Source organism: Mycobacterium simiae, from assembly GCF_010727605.1.
Classification (GTDB): domain Bacteria; phylum Actinomycetota; class Actinomycetes; order Mycobacteriales; family Mycobacteriaceae; genus Mycobacterium; species Mycobacterium simiae.
In genome coordinates, this window is sequence record NZ_AP022568.1 from 5,017,995 (window position 1) to 5,035,645 (window position 17,651).

Annotated in this window: 19 protein-coding genes; 12 read left to right on the forward strand and 7 right to left on the reverse strand. The window is 65.9% G+C overall.

Annotated features, from left to right (window positions below; genetic code table 11):
• Positions 1–40: 40 nt before the first annotated feature.
• Complete coding sequence (locus G6N33_RS23420; RefSeq protein ID WP_044506432.1) at positions 41–904, reverse strand: ABC transporter permease; 864 nt, start codon at positions 902–904, stop codon at positions 41–43.
• A gap of 1 nt (position 905) precedes the next feature.
• On the reverse strand, positions 906–1,745 hold the full coding sequence (locus tag G6N33_RS23425; RefSeq protein WP_044506430.1) for an MlaE family ABC transporter permease: 840 nt from the start codon (positions 1,743–1,745) through the stop codon (positions 906–908).
• Positions 1,746–2,059: 314 nt separating this feature from the next.
• On the opposite strand from G6N33_RS23425, the gene G6N33_RS23430 reads away from it, so the two are divergent.
• The 5 genes from G6N33_RS23430 to G6N33_RS23450 all read left to right on the forward strand — a co-directional run bounded on the left by G6N33_RS23430 (position 2,060) and on the right by G6N33_RS23450 (position 5,817).
• Positions 2,060–2,677 (forward strand): TetR/AcrR family transcriptional regulator, encoded by a 618-nt coding sequence (locus tag G6N33_RS23430; RefSeq protein ID WP_044506429.1) that lies wholly within the window; start codon positions 2,060–2,062, stop codon positions 2,675–2,677.
• A gap of 42 nt (positions 2,678–2,719) precedes the next feature.
• Entirely contained in the window at positions 2,720–3,001 is a 282-nt protein-coding gene (locus G6N33_RS23435) for a phosphoribosyl-ATP diphosphatase (protein WP_036359555.1), read from the forward strand.
• A 2-nt stretch (positions 3,002–3,003) separates the two neighbouring features.
• Positions 3,004–3,855, forward strand: coding sequence for an ATP phosphoribosyltransferase (hisG, locus tag G6N33_RS23440; RefSeq protein WP_044506427.1), 852 nt, complete (start codon positions 3,004–3,006; stop codon positions 3,853–3,855).
• Between the two features lie 73 nt (positions 3,856–3,928).
• Positions 3,929–4,450: a membrane protein gene (locus G6N33_RS23445; protein ID WP_044506426.1), complete on the forward strand. Its 522-nt coding sequence runs from the start codon at positions 3,929–3,931 to the stop codon at positions 4,448–4,450.
• Entirely contained in the window at positions 4,447–5,817 is a 1,371-nt protein-coding gene (locus G6N33_RS23450) for an FAD-containing oxidoreductase (protein WP_044506425.1), read from the forward strand. The genes G6N33_RS23445 and G6N33_RS23450 overlap by 4 nt, the downstream gene beginning before the upstream one ends.
• 4 nt (positions 5,818–5,821) lie before the next feature.
• Here the strand turns inward: G6N33_RS23450 and G6N33_RS23455 are convergent, their stop codons facing one another.
• The gene (locus G6N33_RS23455; RefSeq protein WP_044506423.1) at positions 5,822–6,712 is read right to left on the reverse strand and encodes a RecB family exonuclease; all 891 of its coding nucleotides are present in this window, start codon (positions 6,710–6,712) and stop codon (positions 5,822–5,824) included.
• Positions 6,713–6,785: 73 nt separating this feature from the next.
• Between G6N33_RS23455 and trmI the strand changes: the two genes are divergently transcribed.
• A complete protein-coding gene (gene trmI / locus G6N33_RS23460; protein WP_044511927.1) occupies positions 6,786–7,628 on the forward strand; it encodes a tRNA (adenine(58)-N(1))-methyltransferase TrmI in 843 nt (280 codons plus the stop codon).
• A gap of 9 nt (positions 7,629–7,637) precedes the next feature.
• On the opposite strand, the gene G6N33_RS23465 is transcribed toward trmI, so the two are convergent.
• Both G6N33_RS23465 and G6N33_RS23470 read right to left on the reverse strand, forming a co-directional pair.
• Positions 7,638–7,946, reverse strand: a complete 309-nt coding sequence (locus G6N33_RS23465) for a DUF503 domain-containing protein (protein ID WP_044506422.1) — start codon at positions 7,944–7,946, stop codon at positions 7,638–7,640.
• Positions 7,946–8,560, reverse strand: coding sequence for a hypothetical protein (locus tag G6N33_RS23470; protein ID WP_197912992.1), 615 nt, complete (start codon positions 8,558–8,560; stop codon positions 7,946–7,948). The genes G6N33_RS23465 and G6N33_RS23470 overlap by 1 nt, the downstream gene beginning before the upstream one ends.
• A 311-nt stretch (positions 8,561–8,871) precedes the next feature.
• On the opposite strand from G6N33_RS23470, the gene arc reads away from it, so the two are divergent.
• Positions 8,872–10,701, forward strand: coding sequence for a proteasome ATPase (arc, locus tag G6N33_RS23475; protein WP_044511925.1), 1,830 nt, complete (start codon positions 8,872–8,874; stop codon positions 10,699–10,701).
• A gap of 85 nt (positions 10,702–10,786) precedes the next feature.
• Here the strand turns inward: arc and G6N33_RS23480 are convergent, their stop codons facing one another.
• Together G6N33_RS23480 and G6N33_RS23485 are read right to left on the reverse strand one after the other, a co-directional pair.
• Positions 10,787–11,392 (reverse strand): hypothetical protein, encoded by a 606-nt coding sequence (locus G6N33_RS23480; protein WP_044506421.1) that lies wholly within the window; start codon positions 11,390–11,392, stop codon positions 10,787–10,789.
• A gap of 4 nt (positions 11,393–11,396) precedes the next feature.
• Positions 11,397–12,572, reverse strand: coding sequence for a hypothetical protein (locus G6N33_RS23485; RefSeq protein ID WP_044506419.1), 1,176 nt, complete (start codon positions 12,570–12,572; stop codon positions 11,397–11,399).
• Positions 12,573–12,677: 105 nt separating this feature from the next.
• Between G6N33_RS23485 and dop the strand changes: the two genes are divergently transcribed.
• The 5 genes from dop to pafA all read left to right on the forward strand — a co-directional run bounded on the left by dop (position 12,678) and on the right by pafA (position 17,589).
• Positions 12,678–14,186, forward strand: coding sequence for a pup deamidase/depupylase (gene dop / locus G6N33_RS23490; protein WP_044506417.1), 1,509 nt, complete (start codon positions 12,678–12,680; stop codon positions 14,184–14,186).
• Positions 14,187–14,289: 103 nt separating this feature from the next.
• On the forward strand, positions 14,290–14,484 hold the full coding sequence (locus G6N33_RS23495; protein WP_044511923.1) for a ubiquitin-like protein Pup: 195 nt from the start codon (positions 14,290–14,292) through the stop codon (positions 14,482–14,484).
• Positions 14,481–15,359 (forward strand): proteasome subunit beta, encoded by an 879-nt coding sequence (gene prcB / locus G6N33_RS23500; RefSeq protein WP_044506415.1) that lies wholly within the window; start codon positions 14,481–14,483, stop codon positions 15,357–15,359. Before G6N33_RS23495 ends, prcB begins: the two co-directional genes overlap by 4 nt.
• The gene (gene prcA, locus G6N33_RS23505) at positions 15,356–16,105 is read left to right on the forward strand and encodes a proteasome subunit alpha (RefSeq protein ID WP_044506412.1); all 750 of its coding nucleotides are present in this window, start codon (positions 15,356–15,358) and stop codon (positions 16,103–16,105) included. The genes prcB and prcA overlap by 4 nt, the downstream gene beginning before the upstream one ends.
• Before the next feature lie 125 nt (positions 16,106–16,230).
• Positions 16,231–17,589 carry a Pup--protein ligase gene (gene pafA / locus G6N33_RS23510; protein ID WP_101528506.1) on the forward strand — a complete coding sequence of 453 codons (1,359 nt, stop codon included), beginning with the start codon at positions 16,231–16,233 and terminating at the stop codon, positions 17,587–17,589.
• Positions 17,590–17,651: the final 62 nt, after the last annotated feature.

The window sequence follows — 17,651 nt, forward strand, 5'->3', positions numbered from 1 at the left end:
CCGCCCGTCCACCTCGAGCAGATTCGGCTGCCGCGTCAACTCAACCACCGAACCTTGCGCCGGAGTCCACGCCCCACAAGGCCATGGTGAGCAACATGTTCACGATGATCACGATGGTGATGCTGGCCCGCATGCCGTGCCCCGCGGCGACGCCGACCCCCTCCGGTCCGCCCGTCGCGTAATAGCCGTAGTAGCACTGGATTGTCGACGCGATCCACACGAAGATGACGGCCTTGATCAACGAGTAAAGGATGTCCTGGCCGGCCAGCATCAGCGTGAAGTAGTGCAGGTAAGAACCCGTCGAACCGCCGCTGCTGATGCCCACCACGATCTGAGTGGTCAGATATCCGATAGCCAGGCACGCCACGTACAGCGGGACGATGGCCGCCACCGACGCGACCAGCCGCGTCGTCACCAAATAAGGAATTGGGCGGATGGCGATCGATTCCAGGGCGTCGATTTCCTCGGCGATCCGCATCGACCCCAGCTGGGCGGTGAAGCGGCAGCCGCCCTGCATGGCGAAGGCCAGCGAGGCCATCAGCGGTGCCAACTCCCGAGTGTTGACCAACGAGGAGACGAAACCGGTGGCGGGGCCCAGCCCCAACAGATCCAGGAAGTTGTAACCCTCGATACCGACCAGCGCGCCGACCGTCATGCCGAGGACGACGGCGACACCGGCCGTCCCGCCGCCCACCACGATCGAGCCGTTGCCCCAGGTGATATTCGATAGCAGGCGCAGGAACTCACCGCGGTACTGCCGCAACGCGAGCGGCACACCGGCCAGCGCGCGGATGAAAAAGACCAACAGGTGACCGAGGCGGATGACCGGTACCGCGGCCCGCTGACACAGCGCGACAATCGGAACGGTCAGCGGGGCGAATGGTCGATAGACGGCGACCGTCACATCATAGCCCCGTCCTTGGCGACAGCATGATGTAAAGCTGGCTGATCGCGACGTTGACGATCATGAGCAGCAGAATCGCTTCGACAACAGCGGCATTCACCGAATTCGCGACTCCTGTCGGGCCGCCGACAGTGGCCAAGCCCTTCTGCGCCGACACCACCGCCACGATGGCGCCGAAGATCACCGCCTTCACCAACGCCAAGACCATGTCGTCGGTCGTGGCGAACGAGGCGAACGTCGAGACGAAGCTGCCGGGTGCGCCGTTTTGGAAGTAGACGTTGAACATATAGCTCGCGAAGAATCCGACGAAGCACACCACCCCGGTGAGCGCGACGCCGATCATGATGGCCGCGGCAAAGCGCGGCACCACCAGACGCCGGATCACCGAGACGCCCATCACCTCCATCGCATCGGTTTCCTCACGCATGGTGCGCGAGCCGAGATCGGCGGTGATCGCCGACCCGACGGCGGAGGCCATCAGGACGGCGGCGACCAATGAGGCGCCTTGCCGGATGACCGCGAGTCCGCTGGCGGCTCCGGCCAGCGAGGTGGCGCCCACCTGTCCGGCGAGCAGGGCGAATTGGATGGACAGGGTGACGCTGATCGGCAGGGACACCAGAATCGTCGGCAACACCGCGGTGCCCGCCATGAACGCCCCCTGGCGAACAAATTCCTGCCATTGGAATCGGCCGGTCACCAGGTCGACAAAAAAGTACTGAATGGTGCGCACACCGAGGACGAACTGTTCGCCGACCGTCGTCAACGAGGCGATCGGATGCCGCCTGACGTATCCGACCGACCACTTCTGGATGGCGATGACGCCGTCTTGCCGACTCGTCATCGAGGCGCGGCCGCTAGTCTGCTCAGCAAACTAGAGCTGCCAGTCACCGCGCACCAGCCACTGCATTCATTGGCGCTCCCCCCACCAACAAGTACACCAGTGCAGGACGGAGATATCCGAATGCCGACCCAGATGCCCTGACCGCATCCTGCTTAAGGTAGTGCCACCAGGCTCCGTGAACTGCAGTTCTCGGTGTGTGCCACATCACAGTAGACTAAATGATAGGCACTTTCAATAGTGTAGAGTCACTCATCTCAACACCGTCACTCGGGCGGTGCGTTGCGTTGGAATGTCGGATCGACGAAGGTGATGACATGTCCTCAGCAAACACTGGATCGCTTCGGGACCGACGCCGGGCCGAGCTGCTCACGCAGATCCAGCAGACGGCATACCAGCTCTTCGCCGAGCGGGGATTCGACGCCGTGACGACGGAGGACATCGCCGCGGCGTTGGGTATCTCCATCAGCACGTATTTCCGGCATGCTCCGACTAAAGAGGGTCTGCTGATCGATCCCATTCGGCAGGCAGTCAGCGAGATCGTCGACTCCTACAGCTCCCGGCCTGCGGAGGAATCAGCGGTCGAGGCGCTCATTCAGCTGTTTGTCGCCTATGCCCGGGACGTCGACGACCTCGATAACCTGATCACCTGGCAACGCGCGGTGGCCAGTGCGCCCCACCTGCTGAGCAAATCGATGTTGGTAAGCGAAAGCGATCACCGGAAATTGGTCGAGCTGGTGGCGGCCCGCATGGGGATCGCGGCCGCCGCGGATGCGGGGGCCGACATCCGGCCTGCCCTGTTGGTCCACAGTAGTTTGGCCACAGTCAAATTCGTGCTGGATCTGTGGCTCACCCCGAACGCGGGCATGATTTCGCCGTTCCACGTCCAGCTGGAAGACGCGCTGCGATTGACACTCGGCGGCTTCGATCAGTAGCTCGCCGCCGGGCGAAACCGAGGTGACTTTGCTCGCTGGCCCGTGAAACAATCGCTGGCCGTGAAGACATTCGAGGATCTGTTCGCCGAACTCGGCGAACGCGCCCGCACCCGGCCCGCCGGCAGTGCCACGGTGGCCGCGCTGGACGCCGGCGTACATACGTTGGGCAAGAAGATCCTGGAGGAGGCCGGCGAGGTGTGGCTGGCCGCGGAGCACGAGCCCGACGAGGCGCTGGCCGAGGAAATCAGTCAGCTGCTGTATTGGACGCAGGTGTTGATGATTTCCCGCGGGCTGTCCCTCGACGACGTCTATCGGAAACTGTGAACATGCTGCGAGTCGCGGTGCCTAACAAGGGGGCGCTGAGTGAGCCGGCCACCGAAATCCTGTCCGAGGCAGGCTACCGCCGACGCACCGATCCCAAGGACTTGACCGTCATCGACCCGGTCAACAACGTCGAATTCTTCTTCCTCCGGCCCAAGGACATCGCCATCTACGTCGGTTCGGGGGAACTCGACTTCGGTATCACCGGGCGTGATCTGGCGCTGGATTCCGACGCTTCGGTGCGCGAGCGGTTGGCGCTGGGCTTCGGCTCGTCGAGGTTCCGCTACGCGGGTCCGGCCGGACGGGACTGGACGGTGGCCGACCTGGCTGGCAAGCGAGTGGCCACCGCTTACCCAAACCTGGTTCGAAAAGACTTGGCCGCCAAGGGGATCGAAGCGACCGTCATCAGGCTGGACGGCGCGGTTGAGATCTCCGTGCAACTCGGGGTCGCCGATGCCATCGCCGACGTGGTGGGGTCGGGCCGCACGCTGAGTCTGCACAATCTGGTGGCTTTCGGTGAGCCGTTGTGCGATTCGGAGGCGGTACTCATCGAGCGAGCCGATCCGAGTGGGCAATCCAGTGCCGCGCGTGAGCAATTGGTGGGCCGGGTACAGGGTGTGGTGTTCGGCCAGCAGTATCTGATGTTGGACTATGACTGCCCGCGCGCGGTCCTGGACCAGGCCACCTCGATCACCCCCGGACTGGAATCGCCGACCATTGCTCCGCTTGCCGACCCGGACTGGGTCGCGATTCGCGCGCTGGTGCCGCGCCGGGGGGTCAACGAAATCATGGACGAACTCGCGGCGATCGGCGCCAAAGCGATTCTGGCCTCCGACATCCGGTTCTGTCGGTTTTGATCGCCCCGCCACCAGGGTGGCTGTGTTAGCGTCCGGCTTGGGGTGGGGACGCTAATCCCGAGGAGGGATCGCTGTGACGCACGTACTCGTTCTGTTGCTTGCTCTACTGATCGGTGTCGTCGCCGGTTTACGCTCGCTGACGGCTCCGGCCGTGGTCGCCTGGGGCGCCGCTCCCGCCGTTCTCGGCTGGATCGACCTCGGCCACACCTGGGCCTCCTGGATCGGCAACACGATCACGGTGGTGATCCTGACGATCCTGGCCGCCGTCGAACTGATTACCGACAAGCTTCCGAAGACGCCGGCGCGCACCTCTCCGCCCGGGTTCGGGGCCCGGATCGTCATGGGTGGTTTGGCCGGCGCGGCGCTGGGGGCGTGGCCGCACTGGACGTTCAGCGCGCTGGGCGCCGGTGTCGTCGGCGCGGTGCTCGGCACCCTGGGCGGCTATCAGGCCCGCAAGCGGCTGGTCGCGGTCAGCGGCGGGCGGGACCTGCCGATCGCATTGCTCGAGGATGCCGTGGCAATCCTGGGCGGGTTGGCTATCGTCGCGGTGACCGGTCATGTGCTGACCGACTACTTGCTGACAGCCGTTAAGTGACAGAGCATTTCGACGCGATCATCGTCGGCGCCGGCCAGGCCGGCCCACCGTTGGCCGGACGACTGACGGCGGCAGGCCAACGGGTCGCGATCATCGAACGCAAGCTGATCGGCGGCACCTGTGTCAACTCCGGATGCATCCCCACCAAGACAATGGTGGCCAGTGCGCACGCCGCCCACCTGGCCCGGCGAGGCACCGAGTACGGCGTCGGGACCGGATCGATCAGCGTCAGCATGGCCAAAGTCAAGTCGCGCAAGGACGGCATCGTGCTCGCCGACCGTGAGGGCGTCGAGTCCTGGCTGGAGGGCATGGACGGTTGCACCGTTTTTCGCGGCCACGCCCGATTCGTCGATCCGCATACCGTGCGAGTCGACGATCAGGAGCTGGGCGCCGACCGGATCTTCTTGAATGTCGGCGGCCGCGCGATCGTGCCCGACATCCCCGGCCTAACCGAGGTCGACTTCCTCACCAATGTCTCGATCCTCGAACTCGACACGCTGCCAAGGCATCTGGTTATCGTCGGCGGCAGTTACATCGCGCTGGAGTTTGCCCAGATGTTCCAGCGGTTCGGGGCGCAGGTCACCGTCGTGGAGCGTGGTCCCCGGCTGGCCGCCCGGGAAGACGAGGACGTCTCGGCTGTCATCAAGGAGATCCTGGAAGCCGAGGGTATCAAGATCCTCCTCGGCGCCGACGACATACGAATAGCTAACTGCGAGAACGGGTTCGAGCTCACGCCTCGCGCCGGTGCCGAGCCCATCCGGGGCAGCCGGCTACTGCTCGCGGTCGGTCGCCGGCCCAACACCGACGACCTGGGCCTGGAGGCCGCCGGGGTGCAGACCGACGCCCGCGGTTACATCGTCGTCGACGATCAACTCAAGACCAGCGTCGATCACATTTGGGCGATGGGCGATTGCAACGGCAAGGGCGCATTCACCCACACCTCGTACAACGACTTCGAGATCGTGGCCGCAAACCTGCTCGACGACGACCCACGTCGGGTGAGCGATCGCATCACCACCTACGCCCTCTACATCGATCCACCGCTGGGGCGCGCCGGGATGACGGTCGACGAGGTTCGCAAGTCGGGCCGCAAGGCGCTGGTGGGCAAGCGGCCGATGACCCGGGTGGGTCGGGCCGTGGAAAAGGGTGAGACGCGGGGCTTCATGCAAGTCGTCGTCGACGCCGACACCGACCAGATCCTGGGTGCCACCGTGTTCGGAGTGGGCGGCGACGAGGCCATTCACTGCATCCTCGACGTGATGTCGGCCAAGGCGCCCTACACCACGCTGTCGCGCACGATGCATATTCATCCCACCGTCAGCGAGCTCATCCCCACTGTCCTGCAGGAGATGTCGCCGCTCGTGTAGCCAGTCAGGCCGCAGGTTCGGTCGGCCGCGAAACTTCTTCCGCGCGCACAGGTTCCGGCCAGCCAGGGTAGGGCGGCGGGGTTCCGCCGAACACCGGACAGTACTCGTGGTGCGGGCACCAGTCGCACAGCCGCGACTGGCTGGGCCGGAAATCACCTGTGGCGCCGGCAGATTGGATGGCGCGCCAGATCGCCATCAGCGTCTTCTCGAAGCGCAGCAGCTCGTCGAGGTCGGGGGAGTAGTCGAGCACCTGACCGTCGGCGAGGTAGATGAGCCGCAATCGGGTGGGGGGCACGCCGCGGGTACGCAGCAGCGCCACGGCGTAGAACTTCATCTGGAACATCGCCTTGAATTCGGCCAATGCCCGCGCTTCGGGGGGCGCCTTGCCGGTCTTGTAGTCGACCACCCGCAGCTCCCCGGTGGCGGCGAGGTCGATCCGGTCGATGAACCCACGCAGCAGGGTGCCGTCGGCGAGTTCCACCTCCACCCGTTGCTCGCAACACTGCGGGTCGAATCGGGTCGGGTCTTCCAGCCGGTAATAGCCGGACAGCAGTGCCCGGGCTTCCTCGAGCACCTGGGTCCGCTGCAGGGAGTCCAGCTCGCCGATCCGGTCGGGCTCGGCGGCGAGCACCTGCTCCCAGGCGGCCTCCACCAGGGATATCGCCGTCTGTGGCCCGCGCGATGCGGCCGGCAGACCATACAGTTGCTCCAGCGCGGCGTGCACCACCGATCCGCGGATCTGGGCCGTCGACGGCGGCTCGGGCAGCCGGTCGATCGCCCGGAACCGGTACAGCAGCGGGCACTGCTTGAAGTCCGCCGCACGCGACGGTGACAGTGCTGGTCGCGAAGGTGGTCGCGAAGCCGCCCGGGCCGGGTCTTGCGGCTGGTCGGTCATGTTCGCAGCCTAAGACGCGGTGCCGACAACCCCGCGCAGCGCTGACGGCGCGTCGGCTGGCACGCTGAACGGCGTGGTTAACACCGGTCCCTTCATCGTCGGCGAGCGTGTCCAGCTCACCGACGCCAAAGGCCGGCACTACACGATGGAACTCACGGCAGGCGCCGAGTTTCACACCCACCGCGGCGCGATCCCGCACAACGACATCATCGGCCTGGAGCAGGGCAGCGTGGTCAAGTCGAGCAACGGCACTCCCTATCTGGTGCTACGCCCGCTGCTGGTCGACTACATCATGTCGATGCCGCGCGGCCCGCAGGTCATCTACCCCAAGGACGCCGCCCAGATCGTCCACGAGGGCGACATCTTTCCGGGTGCCCGCGTGCTGGAGGCCGGCGCCGGATCGGGTGCGCTGACCTGTTCGTTGCTGCGCGCGGTGGGGCCCCGAGGGCGGGTCGTCTCCTACGAAGTGCGGGCCGACCACGCCGAGCACGCCCGACGCAACGTCAACGTTTTCTTCGGCGAGGCACCGGCCAACTGGGAGCTGCTGGTCAGCGATCTCGCGAATTCCGAGCTGGCCGACGGCTCCTTCGACCGCGCCGTGCTGGACATGCTGTCCCCGTGGGAGGTGCTGGACGCGGTCTCGCGCCTGGTGGTCGCCGGCGGCGTGCTGGTGATCTACGTGGCCACCGTCACGCAGCTGTCGAAGGTGGTGGAGGCGCTGCGGGCCCAGCAGTGCTGGACCGAACCGCGGTCGTGGGAGACGATTCAGCGCGGTTGGCACGTGGTGGACTTGGCTGTGCGGCCCCAGCATTCGATGCGCGGGCACACCGCGTTCCTGGTGGCCTCGCGGCGGTTGGCGCCGGGCACGGTGGCTCCGGTGCCGTTGGGCCGCAAGCGCCCGGGCCGCGACGGCTAGTCGCGACGGCTAGTGGTAATCCTCGCTGCGCAGCATCCAGCGCCGCGTCGACAGCAGTTCGAATTCCGGGTGGGCGGCCACCAATCGTTCGGCTGCGTCGAGCACCTCGACCGCGTGGGCACGGTCGCCGGACACCACCGCCACGCCGATGCCCGCGCGCCGATGCAGATCCTGCGAGCCCGTCTCGGCGGCCGCGACGTTGAATCTGCGGCGCAACTCGGCGATGACCGGCCGGATGGTCGACCGCTTCTGCTTGAGCGATCGCACCCCAAGCTCCGGGCCCAGCAGCACATCGAATTCAAGCCAGGCGATCCACATCAGCTGGGTGGCGCCGGCGTGCCTGACGGGGGCGGCGGCTGCACGGGTTCGGGGGGCGGGGGTAGCGGCACCGTCGGGCCCGGTGACGGTGCGGGGGCCTGCGAGTTGCTCAGCGCCAGCAGCATTTCCGCGGTGTGCCGGGACAGCTGCCAGCCACCTTCGAAGGGAGCGAACTCCATCGGGAAAGTGAACGCGCCGTTGTTTCCCTTGGCGGTGTTCACGGTGACGGTGGCGACGACGTTGGCGGGGTTCTTGTCCGACCACGCAATGTTGTTCGCCACGAACGACATTGGCAGATATCCGTTGTCTCGCAGCGCGCTGATGAATTTGTCCAGCGTGGCCGGGGTCTCCGGGGTCGCGCCCTCAATGAGGCTCACCTTGTTGTCGGCGGGAATACTGGGATCGACAAGGCGGTTCAACACCCCTACCAGTGCCTCGGGCACCGGCAGGGGAGCGGTCGGAGGAGCGGTGACGATCAGCGGAGTGGACGTGGCCGGCGCCGTCGCGGGGTTACTCGACGGCAGCACCTTCGGTTGGCTATGCGAGCAGGCCGCCAGTCCGATAACCGCCGCGGCGGCGGCGGTGCTCAGGGTTAACGACAGGTGTCGAGGCATCGACTCGGGTCGGCCGCGCTATTCGGCCATGCCTGATTCTTGGTGGGCGACGGATATTGCGGGCGCGCCTACTGGTGCAATGGAAGTCACAGTTGGAAACATGGTGTTGATGACCGCAACCCCGGCGAAGCCTGTGGCAAGGCCTTTTGCGGTCATGGGGTGTCCTCTCGGTGGTCCCAAATCGACGCTGAGGTTACCAGCGGGAGCAATGACTCAACTTTTCACGGCATTTGACTACGCGCATGAACGGCCAATGGCCGGTAGCGTTGGAGTATCCACCGCATCAATTCGGGGCGGGAAAGGAGCGCAAGATGGGTGACTCAGAGCGTTCTGAAGCATTCGGTATCAATCGTGAAACCGGCATGTCCAGCGAGGATGCGGCCGAGTTGGAACAGTTGCGTCGCGAGGCGGCGGCACTGCGAGAACAACTCGAACAGGCCACCGAATCGTATGGCGGCACGCGGTCCGCGCGCGATGTGCATCAACTCGAGGCGCGCATCGACTCGCTTGCCGCCCGCAACTCGAAATTAATGGAAACTCTTAAAGAGGCCCGGCAGCAGCTGCTGGCGCTGCGGGAGGAAGTCGATCGACTCGGTCAGCCGCCGAGTGGCTACGGCGTTCTGCTTTCCTCGCACGACGACGAGACCGTCGACGTGTTCACCTCGGGCCGCAAGATGCGCCTGACCTGCTCGCCGAACATCGACGTGTCGGCGCTGCGGAAGGGTCAGACCGTCCGCCTCAACGAAGCCCTCACCGTCGTCGAGGCCGGGACGTTTGAGTCGGTCGGTGAGATCTCGACTTTGCGCGAGGTACTCAACGACGGCCACCGGGCGCTGGTCGTCGGCCACGCCGACGAGGAGAGAATCGTCTGGCTCGCGGAGCCACTGGTCGCGGAGGATTTACCGGACGGGGTTCCCGACGCACTCAACGACGACACCAGGCCGCGCAAGTTGCGGCCTGGCGATTCTCTGCTGGTCGACACCAAGGCCGGCTACGCCTTCGAGCGCATTCCCAAAGCCGAAGTCGAGGACCTCGTGCTGGAAGAGGTGCCCGACGTCAGCTACGAGGACATCGGTGGCCTGACCCGGCAGATCGAGCAGATCCGCGACGCCGTCGAGCTGCCGTTCCTGCACAAGGAGCTGTATCGCGAGTACGCGCTGCGTCCGCCCAAGGGTGTGTTGCTCTACGGCCCACCCGGATGCGGTAAGACGCTGATCGCCAAGGCCGTCGCCAACTCGTTGGCCAAGAAGATGGCGGAGGTGCGCGGCGACGACGCCCGCGAGGCCAAGAGCTACTTCCTGAACATCAAGGGCCCCGAGCTGTTGAACAAGTTCGTGGGCGAGACCGAGCGGCACATCCGGCTGATCTTCCAGCGCGCCCGGGAGAAGGCCTCGGAGGGAACCCCGGTGATCGTGTTCTTCGACGAGATGGACTCGATCTTCCGGACCCGCGGCACCGGCGTCTCGTCCGACGTCGAGACCACGGTGGTCCCTCAGCTGCTCAGCGAGATCGACGGTGTCGAGGGCCTCGAGAACGTCATCGTGATCGGTGCCTCCAACCGCGAGGACATGATCGATCCCGCGATTCTGCGGCCGGGACGTTTGGACGTGAAGATCAAGATCGAGCGGCCGGATGCCGAAGCGGCACAGGACATCTTCTCCAAGTACCTGGTCGAGTCGTTGCCGGTGCATGCCGACGACCTCGCCGAGTTCGACGGCGACCGGGCCGCGTGCATCCGGGCGATGATCGAGAAGGTCGTGGAGCGGATGTACGCCGAAATCGACGACAACCGGTTCCTGGAGGTCACCTACGCCAATGGTGACAAGGAAGTCATGTACTTCAAGGACTTCAACTCCGGGGCGATGATCCAGAACGTCGTCGACCGCGCGAAGAAGAACGCGATCAAGTCGGTGCTGGAGACCGGTCAGCCCGGCCTGCGTATCCAGCACCTGCTCGACTCGATCGTCGACGAGTTCGCCGAGAACGAGGATCTGCCCAACACCACCAACCCCGACGACTGGGCGCGGATCTCGGGCAAGAAGGGCGAGCGGATCGTCTACATCCGCACGCTGGTCACCGGCAAGTCGTCGAGCGCATCGCGGGCCATCGACACCGAATCGAACCTCGGCCAGTACCTGTAGTGCTCCTCGTCCAGTACCTGTAGTGCTCTGAGCCGCGCCGCGCCTCGGACCGCGCTTGAAGTCTTTGCGCGTGCCGCGGTGCGGGTCAGGGGAATTCGAACGAGTAGCTGTTGGTCAGATCGTCCTGCATGACGCGGGCCGGTCGAGACGTGGTGTCCACTCGTAGCGTCTCGGCGAGCACGCGCGCCCGATAGCTCCACCCCGGCGGCAGGCAAAGCCGCCCGGCCAGCCCGGCCAGGTCGGCGCGCGACAGCCTGGGGTCGGCGACCTGGCTCCAGGTCTGCATGACCCAGCGGCCGCCGTCGGGATCGATCAGCTCGTAGATCTCTTCGCCGGCGTTGAAGACGAACACCGTGTTGCGGTTGACCTCGTTGACGGTGTATGGCGCGGGGTTCATCGATGACAGCGCCACGGTGGCCTGTTTGATCATCTCGATGCCGCCGAACGTCATCCGCTCCGGCGCGCCCTCCGCGTGCTTCTCGATGTCGTTCATCAGCCAGTAGCGCGGACCGTTGAGCAACGCCGCAGCCACACCGTGTTCGGCGGCGATCGCCTGCGGGTCGAGCGTGGACCACAGCTTGTCCGGGCAGTCGTTGAGCGGGAAGCTGTTGTAGACGGTGGCCTGCGGACCGGATTCGCCGACCTCGACGAGAAGTACTTCGCCATAACGCTTCCCAGACACGTCGGACATGTGCTCAGGCACTTTCGGTCGTGTCGTGCTCGTGGGCGAGGTTGCCATGGGAGTGGTGGTAGCGGTTGCGTGCCGTCAGCGCAATGTGCAGATCGCCGATCAGGGGGTCGAGAAACATGCCCCGGTATTCGTCGTCGTCGACGGCGCGGGCACTGATGTACATGAACGTCAGCGCGCCGATGAACAGGCAGGTGTGGATCAGCGAGTCGGGTGCCGGGAAGGTGAACCCGAACACCGTCGAGGTCAAGGTGTCGGTGTGCGTCCATTCCCTGATCAGCGGCGGCGTCAAGATGATCAGTCCCAGGATGAGATACATGGTGGCCCCCACGGCGGCCACCACCAGGATCTCGATTAGCTGCGACACGGCCAACAGGAACACCACGTTGAGGCTTTCGGCCCGGGTGAGCGGCAAGCCCGGCGGCGGATCGGGCATCGCCACAAATGGTGTGCCGCTGAGGGTCTCGCCGCTTTCCGGCGGTGCGGCCGCCGCCTTCAGTAGCGGCCGCACGCGTTCCACCGTCTTGGACACGACGAAGGTCCCGGCGATGGCGAGCAGGAAGACAATCGCCAAGGTCAGCCGCTGCCCGCTGATGTGCGCGGCCATCAGCCAGACATAGGTGTTGAAGAAGACCAACGCGGTCAGCAAGACGATGGGCAGGGCCCGAACCGCCAGCGCGCCGACGGTCGACAGATGCTCCAGGGTCATCCGCACCGCCCACGCGAGCACCGAGCCGACACCGCAGCCGGTCAACACCAGCACCAGGATCAGGATGACGGCGTCCCGAGTCAGCTGAATCGGGCCGGATTCGATGATCCCGCACGCGACGGCGAAGGCCACCGACGCGGTCGCGACGAGCGCGCGGGTGCGCCCGCTCGAAACCCGGGACACCAGCCAGCCGAGCAGCGCAGCCAGCGGGATTGCCGCCGCGAGCAGGCCCAGGATTAGCCACTGCGAACTCGTCGGCGTGTTCTGGATGTGGACGTCGTTGCCGTCGCTGACGAAATACACGCCCAGCAGGCAGGCCTCCACCACGGCCCACGCCGCCACCATCGGCGCACAGCGCGGCCACAGCCGCCGCCAGCGGCCCCGCCGGGTCAGCACCAACGGCAAACCACGGTCCAGGAACCACTGCTCAGCCGCTTTCCGGCGGGCGCGGGTCGCGCGCCGAGTTACGTCCACACCGCGTCACCCTAATGGCGCAGCGGCAACGCGCTGGCGGTTTCGGGCCACGTCAAGGCGGTCCCCAGCGCGGGCACTGATCGCCGCTCCGCCTAGGCTGGTGGCATGCAACGGATTATCGGGACGGAGGTCGAGTACGGCATTTCGTCGCCGTCCGACCCGACCGCCAACCCGATTCTGACATCGACCCAAGCGGTGCTGGCCTACGCGGCAGCGGCCGGCATTCAGCGTGCCAAGCGCACCCGGTGGGACTACGAGGTGGAATCGCCGCTGCGCGATGCCCGTGGTTTTGACCTGAGCCGCTCGGCCGGGCCGCCGCCGGTGGTCGACGCGGACGAGGTCGGCGCGGCCAACATGATCCTGACCAACGGGGCGCGACTCTACGTCGATCACGCGCACCCCGAATACTCGGCGCCCGAGTGCACCGATCCGCTGGACGCGGTGATCTGGGACAAGGCCGGGGAACGCGTGATGGAGGCCGCGGCCCGACACGTGGCCAGTGTGCCGGGTGCGGCCAAGCTGCAGCTGTACAAGAACAACGTCGACGGCAAGGGCGCGTCGTACGGGGCGCACGAGAACTACCTGATGTCGCGGCAGACGCCGTTTTCGGCGATCATCGCCGGGCTGACCCCGTTTTTTGTGTCCCGTCAGGTGGTCACCGGCTCCGGCCGGGTCGGCATCGGACCCTCCGGCGACGAGCCCGGCTTTCAGTTGTCCCAGCGGTCGGACTACATCGAGGTCGAGGTCGGGCTGGAGACCACGCTCAAGCGCGGCATCATCAACACCCGCGACGAACCGCACGCCGACGCCGACCGGTACCGGCGGCTGCACGTCATCATCGGCGACGCGAACCTCGCCGAAACCTCGACCTACCTCAAGCTGGGCACCACCGCCCTAGTGCTGGATCTGATCGAAGAGGGCCCGATGCACGGCATCGACCTGAGCGATCTCGCGTTGGCCCGGCCGGTGCACGCGGTCCATGCCATCAGCCGCGACCCGTCGCTTCGGGTGGCGGTCGCTCTCGCCGACGGCCGGGAACTGACCGGCCTTGCGCTGCAACGGATTTACCTGGACCGGGTGGCCAAATTGGTCGACGGCCGCGACCCAGATCCGCGCGCGTCCCACATCGTCGAGACCTGGGCGCACGTGCTCGACTTGCTCGAGCGCGACCCGATGGAGTGCGCGGAGCTGCTGGACTGGCCGGCCAAGCTGCGACTGCTCGAAGGCTTCCGGCAGCGGGAGAATTTGAGCTGGTCGGCGCCCCGCCTGCACCTCGTGGACCTGCAATATTCCGATGTCCGGCTGGACAAGGGTCTGTACAACCGACTGGTGGCGCGCGGCTCAATGCAGCGGCTTGTCACCGAACAGCAGGTACTCGACGCCGTCGACAACCCGCCGACCGACACCCGCGCGTACTTCCGCGGCGAATGTCTGCGCCGGTTTGGGGCTGACATTGCGGCGGCCAGTTGGGACTCGGTCATTTTCGATCTCGGCGGCGATTCACTGGTGCGCATTCCCACGCTGGAGCCGCTGCGGGGCAGCAAGGCCCACGTCGGAGCGCTACTGGACTCGGTGGACAGTGCCGTTCAACTGGTGGAACAACTGACCAGCTAAGGCTTGTTAAGCAAAGATCGACGGGTTTGACCCGGTAGGGTAGAGAGACCAGCGGGCATGTTTACCGGCGGTGAGCAGGGCCCACACGAAGCAGGAGGCGGCGATGGCGCAGGAGCAGACGAAGCGTGGCGGTGGTGGCGACGACGACGATGAGGTCGTTGGCACGACGGCTGCCGGCCAGGAGCGTCGCGAGAAACTGACCGAGGAAACCGACGATCTGCTCGACGAGATTGACGACGTCCTGGAGGAAAACGCGGAGGACTTCGTCCGCGCGTACGTCCAAAAGGGCGGACAGTGACCTGGTCGTTCCCTGATCGTCTGTCCACCAACTCGGCTCTCCCCGGATTTTCCGCTGTCAATACCTCGTCGTTCGCCGACCTGTTGCGCCGCGAGGCACCCGAATTGCTGCCCGCGGTCCTCGGCGGCGGCGGCCAATCCGGCGGCGAGGCCGCGCATCTGCCACACGGCACCACGATCGTCGCGCTGAAGTACCCCGGCGGTGTCTTGATCGCCGGTGACCGCCGTTCCACCCAGGGCAACATGATCGCCGGTCGCGACGTCAAGAAGGTGTACATCACCGACGACTACACCGCGACCGGCATCGCCGGCACGGCCGCGATCGCGGTCGAATTCGCCCGCTTGTACGCCGTAGAGCTCGAGCACTACGAGAAGCTGGAAGGTGTGCCGCTGACGTTCGCCGGCAAGGTGAACCGGCTGGCGATCATGGTTCGCGGCAACCTGCCGGCCGCCATGCAGGGGCTGGTCGCGCTGCCGCTGCTGGTGGGCTACGACATCCACGCGGCCGACGCGGAAAGCGCCGGGCGGATCGTGTCGTTCGACGCGGCCGGCGGCTGGAATATCGAGGAAGAGGGCTACCAGTCGGTGGGGTCGGGTTCAATCTTCGCCAAGTCCTCGATGAAAAAGTTGTACGCCCAAGTCAGCGATGTCGATTCCGCGCTGCGGGTGGCCGTGGAGTCGCTCTACGACGCCGCCGATGACGATTCCGCCACCGGCGGACCGGATCTGGTGCGCGGCATCTTCCCGACGGCGGTTACCATCGGCGCCGACGGCGCGGTCGAGGTGACCGAGGGACGGATTGCCGAATTGGCCCGTCAGGTTATCGAAAGCCGCTCGCGTGCCGACACTTTCGGCCCGGATGGCGGTGAAAAGTGAGCTTCCCGTATTTCATCTCGCCTGAACAGGCGATGCGTGAGCGCAGCGAACTGGCGCGCAAGGGCATCGCGCGGGGCCGCAGCGTCGTGGCGCTGGCCTACTCCGCCGGGGTGCTGTTCGTCGCGGAGAACCCGTCGCGGTCGCTGCAGAAGATCAGCGAACTCTATGACCGGGTGGGCTTCGCCGCGGTCGGCCGGTTCAACGAATTCGACAATTTGCGGCGCGGCGGAATCCAGTTCGCCGACACCCGGGGCTACGCCTACGACCGCCGCGACGTCACCGGCCGCCAACTCGCCAACGTCTATGCGCAGACGCTGGGGACCATCTTCACCGAGCAGGCCAAGCCGTACGAGGTCGAGCTGTGCGTCGCCGAGGTGGCCCACTACGGCGAGACGAAAGCGCCTGAGATGTACCGGATCACCTACGACGGCTCGATCGCCGACGAACCGCACTTCGTGGTGATGGGCGGCACCACCGAGCCGATCGCCACCGCGCTCAAGGACTCCTACGCCGAAAACGCCGACCTACACGATGCCCTGGGCGTCGCGGTCAAGGCGTTGCGCGCCGGTGCCGCGGAATCCTCCAACGGTGACGCGCCGGCCCTGGACGTCGGCAGCCTGGAGGTCGCCATCCTGGACGCGAACCGGCCGCGACGCGCATTTCAGCGGATCGGGCGCTCCGCCCTGGAAAACCTCCTGCAGGAAACGGATTCGTCCGGCCCTAAGCCGGAGAATTCCGACTCCTAGCTGGTTTCGGGGCTGGTTTCGGGGCTGGTTTCGGGGCTGGTTTCGGGGCTCGGTTCGCGGCTCGTTTTGCGCCGTGGGCGCGGCTTTCTCACCTTCCCACGGGCACAGCAAGTACGCTCAATTGTGTGCAGCGACGAATCATGGGCATCGAGACCGAGTTCGGTGTCACCTGCACATTCCACGGCCATCGACGGCTGAGCCCGGACGAGGTAGCCCGCTACCTTTTTCGCCGGGTTGTCTCCTGGGGTCGCAGCTCCAACGTCTTCCTGCGTAACGGCGCCCGCCTTTACCTCGACGTCGGCAGTCACCCGGAGTACGCCACCGCCGAGTGCGACAGTCTGGTGCAGCTGGTCACGCACGACCGGGCCGGGGAATGGGTGCTGGAGGACCTACTGGTCGACGCCGAACAGCGACTAGCCGACGAAGGCATCGGCGGCGACATTTACCTGTTCAAGAACAACACCGACTCGGCGGGCAACTCGTACGGATGCCATGAGAACTACCTGATCGTGCGGGCCGGCGAGTTCTCCCGGATCTCCGACGTGCTGCTGCCGTTCCTGGTCACCCGCCAGCTGATCTGCGGGGCCGGCAAGGTGCTGCAGACACCCAAGGCGGCGACGTTCTGCCTTTCCCAACGTGCCGAGCACATCTGGGAAGGCGTGTCGTCGGCCACCACGCGGAGCCGCCCCATTATCAACACCCGCGACGAGCCGCACGCCGACGCCGAGAAGTACCGGCGGCTGCACGTCATCGTCGGCGACTCGAACATGTGCGAGACCACCACGATGCTCAAGGTCGGGACCGCGGCGCTGGTGCTGGAGATGATCGAGGCCGGCGTGCCGTTCCGGGACTTTTCCCTGGACAACCCGATCCGCGCGATCCGGGAGGTCAGCCACGACATCACAGGTCGCCGGCCGGTCCGGCTGGCCGGCGGGCGGCAGGCCAGCGCGCTGGACATCCAGCGCGAGTACTACAGCCGCGCCGTCGAGCACCTGCAGACTCGCGAACCCAACGCGCAGATCGAGCAGGTCGTGGACCTGTGGGGGCGTCAGCTCGACGCGGTCGAGAGCCAGGACTTCGCCAAGGTCGACACCGAGATCGACTGGGTGATCAAGCGCAGGCTGTTCCAGCGCTACCAGGACCGCTACAACATGGAGCTGTCCGACCCCAAAATTGCCCAGCTGGACCTGGCCTACCACGACATCAAGCGCGGCCGCGGCGTCTTCGACCTGCTGCAGCGCAAAGGGCTGGCGGCGCGTGTCACCACCGACGAGGACATCGCGGAGGCCGTCGACAACCCGCCGCAGACCACCCGCGCGCGGCTGCGTGGCGAGTTCATCAGCGCCGCTCAGGCGGCTGGCCGCGACTTCACCGTCGATTGGGTGCACCTCAAGCTCAACGACCAGGCGCAGCGCACCGTGCTGTGCAAGGACCCGTTCCGGGCCGTCGACGAACGGGTGAAGCGGCTCATCGCCAGCATGTAGCGCAACCGAGACGGCTGTGGTTGATGAGGCGGCTGAGTCGTACGGCCCGTCGGTGCACGCGA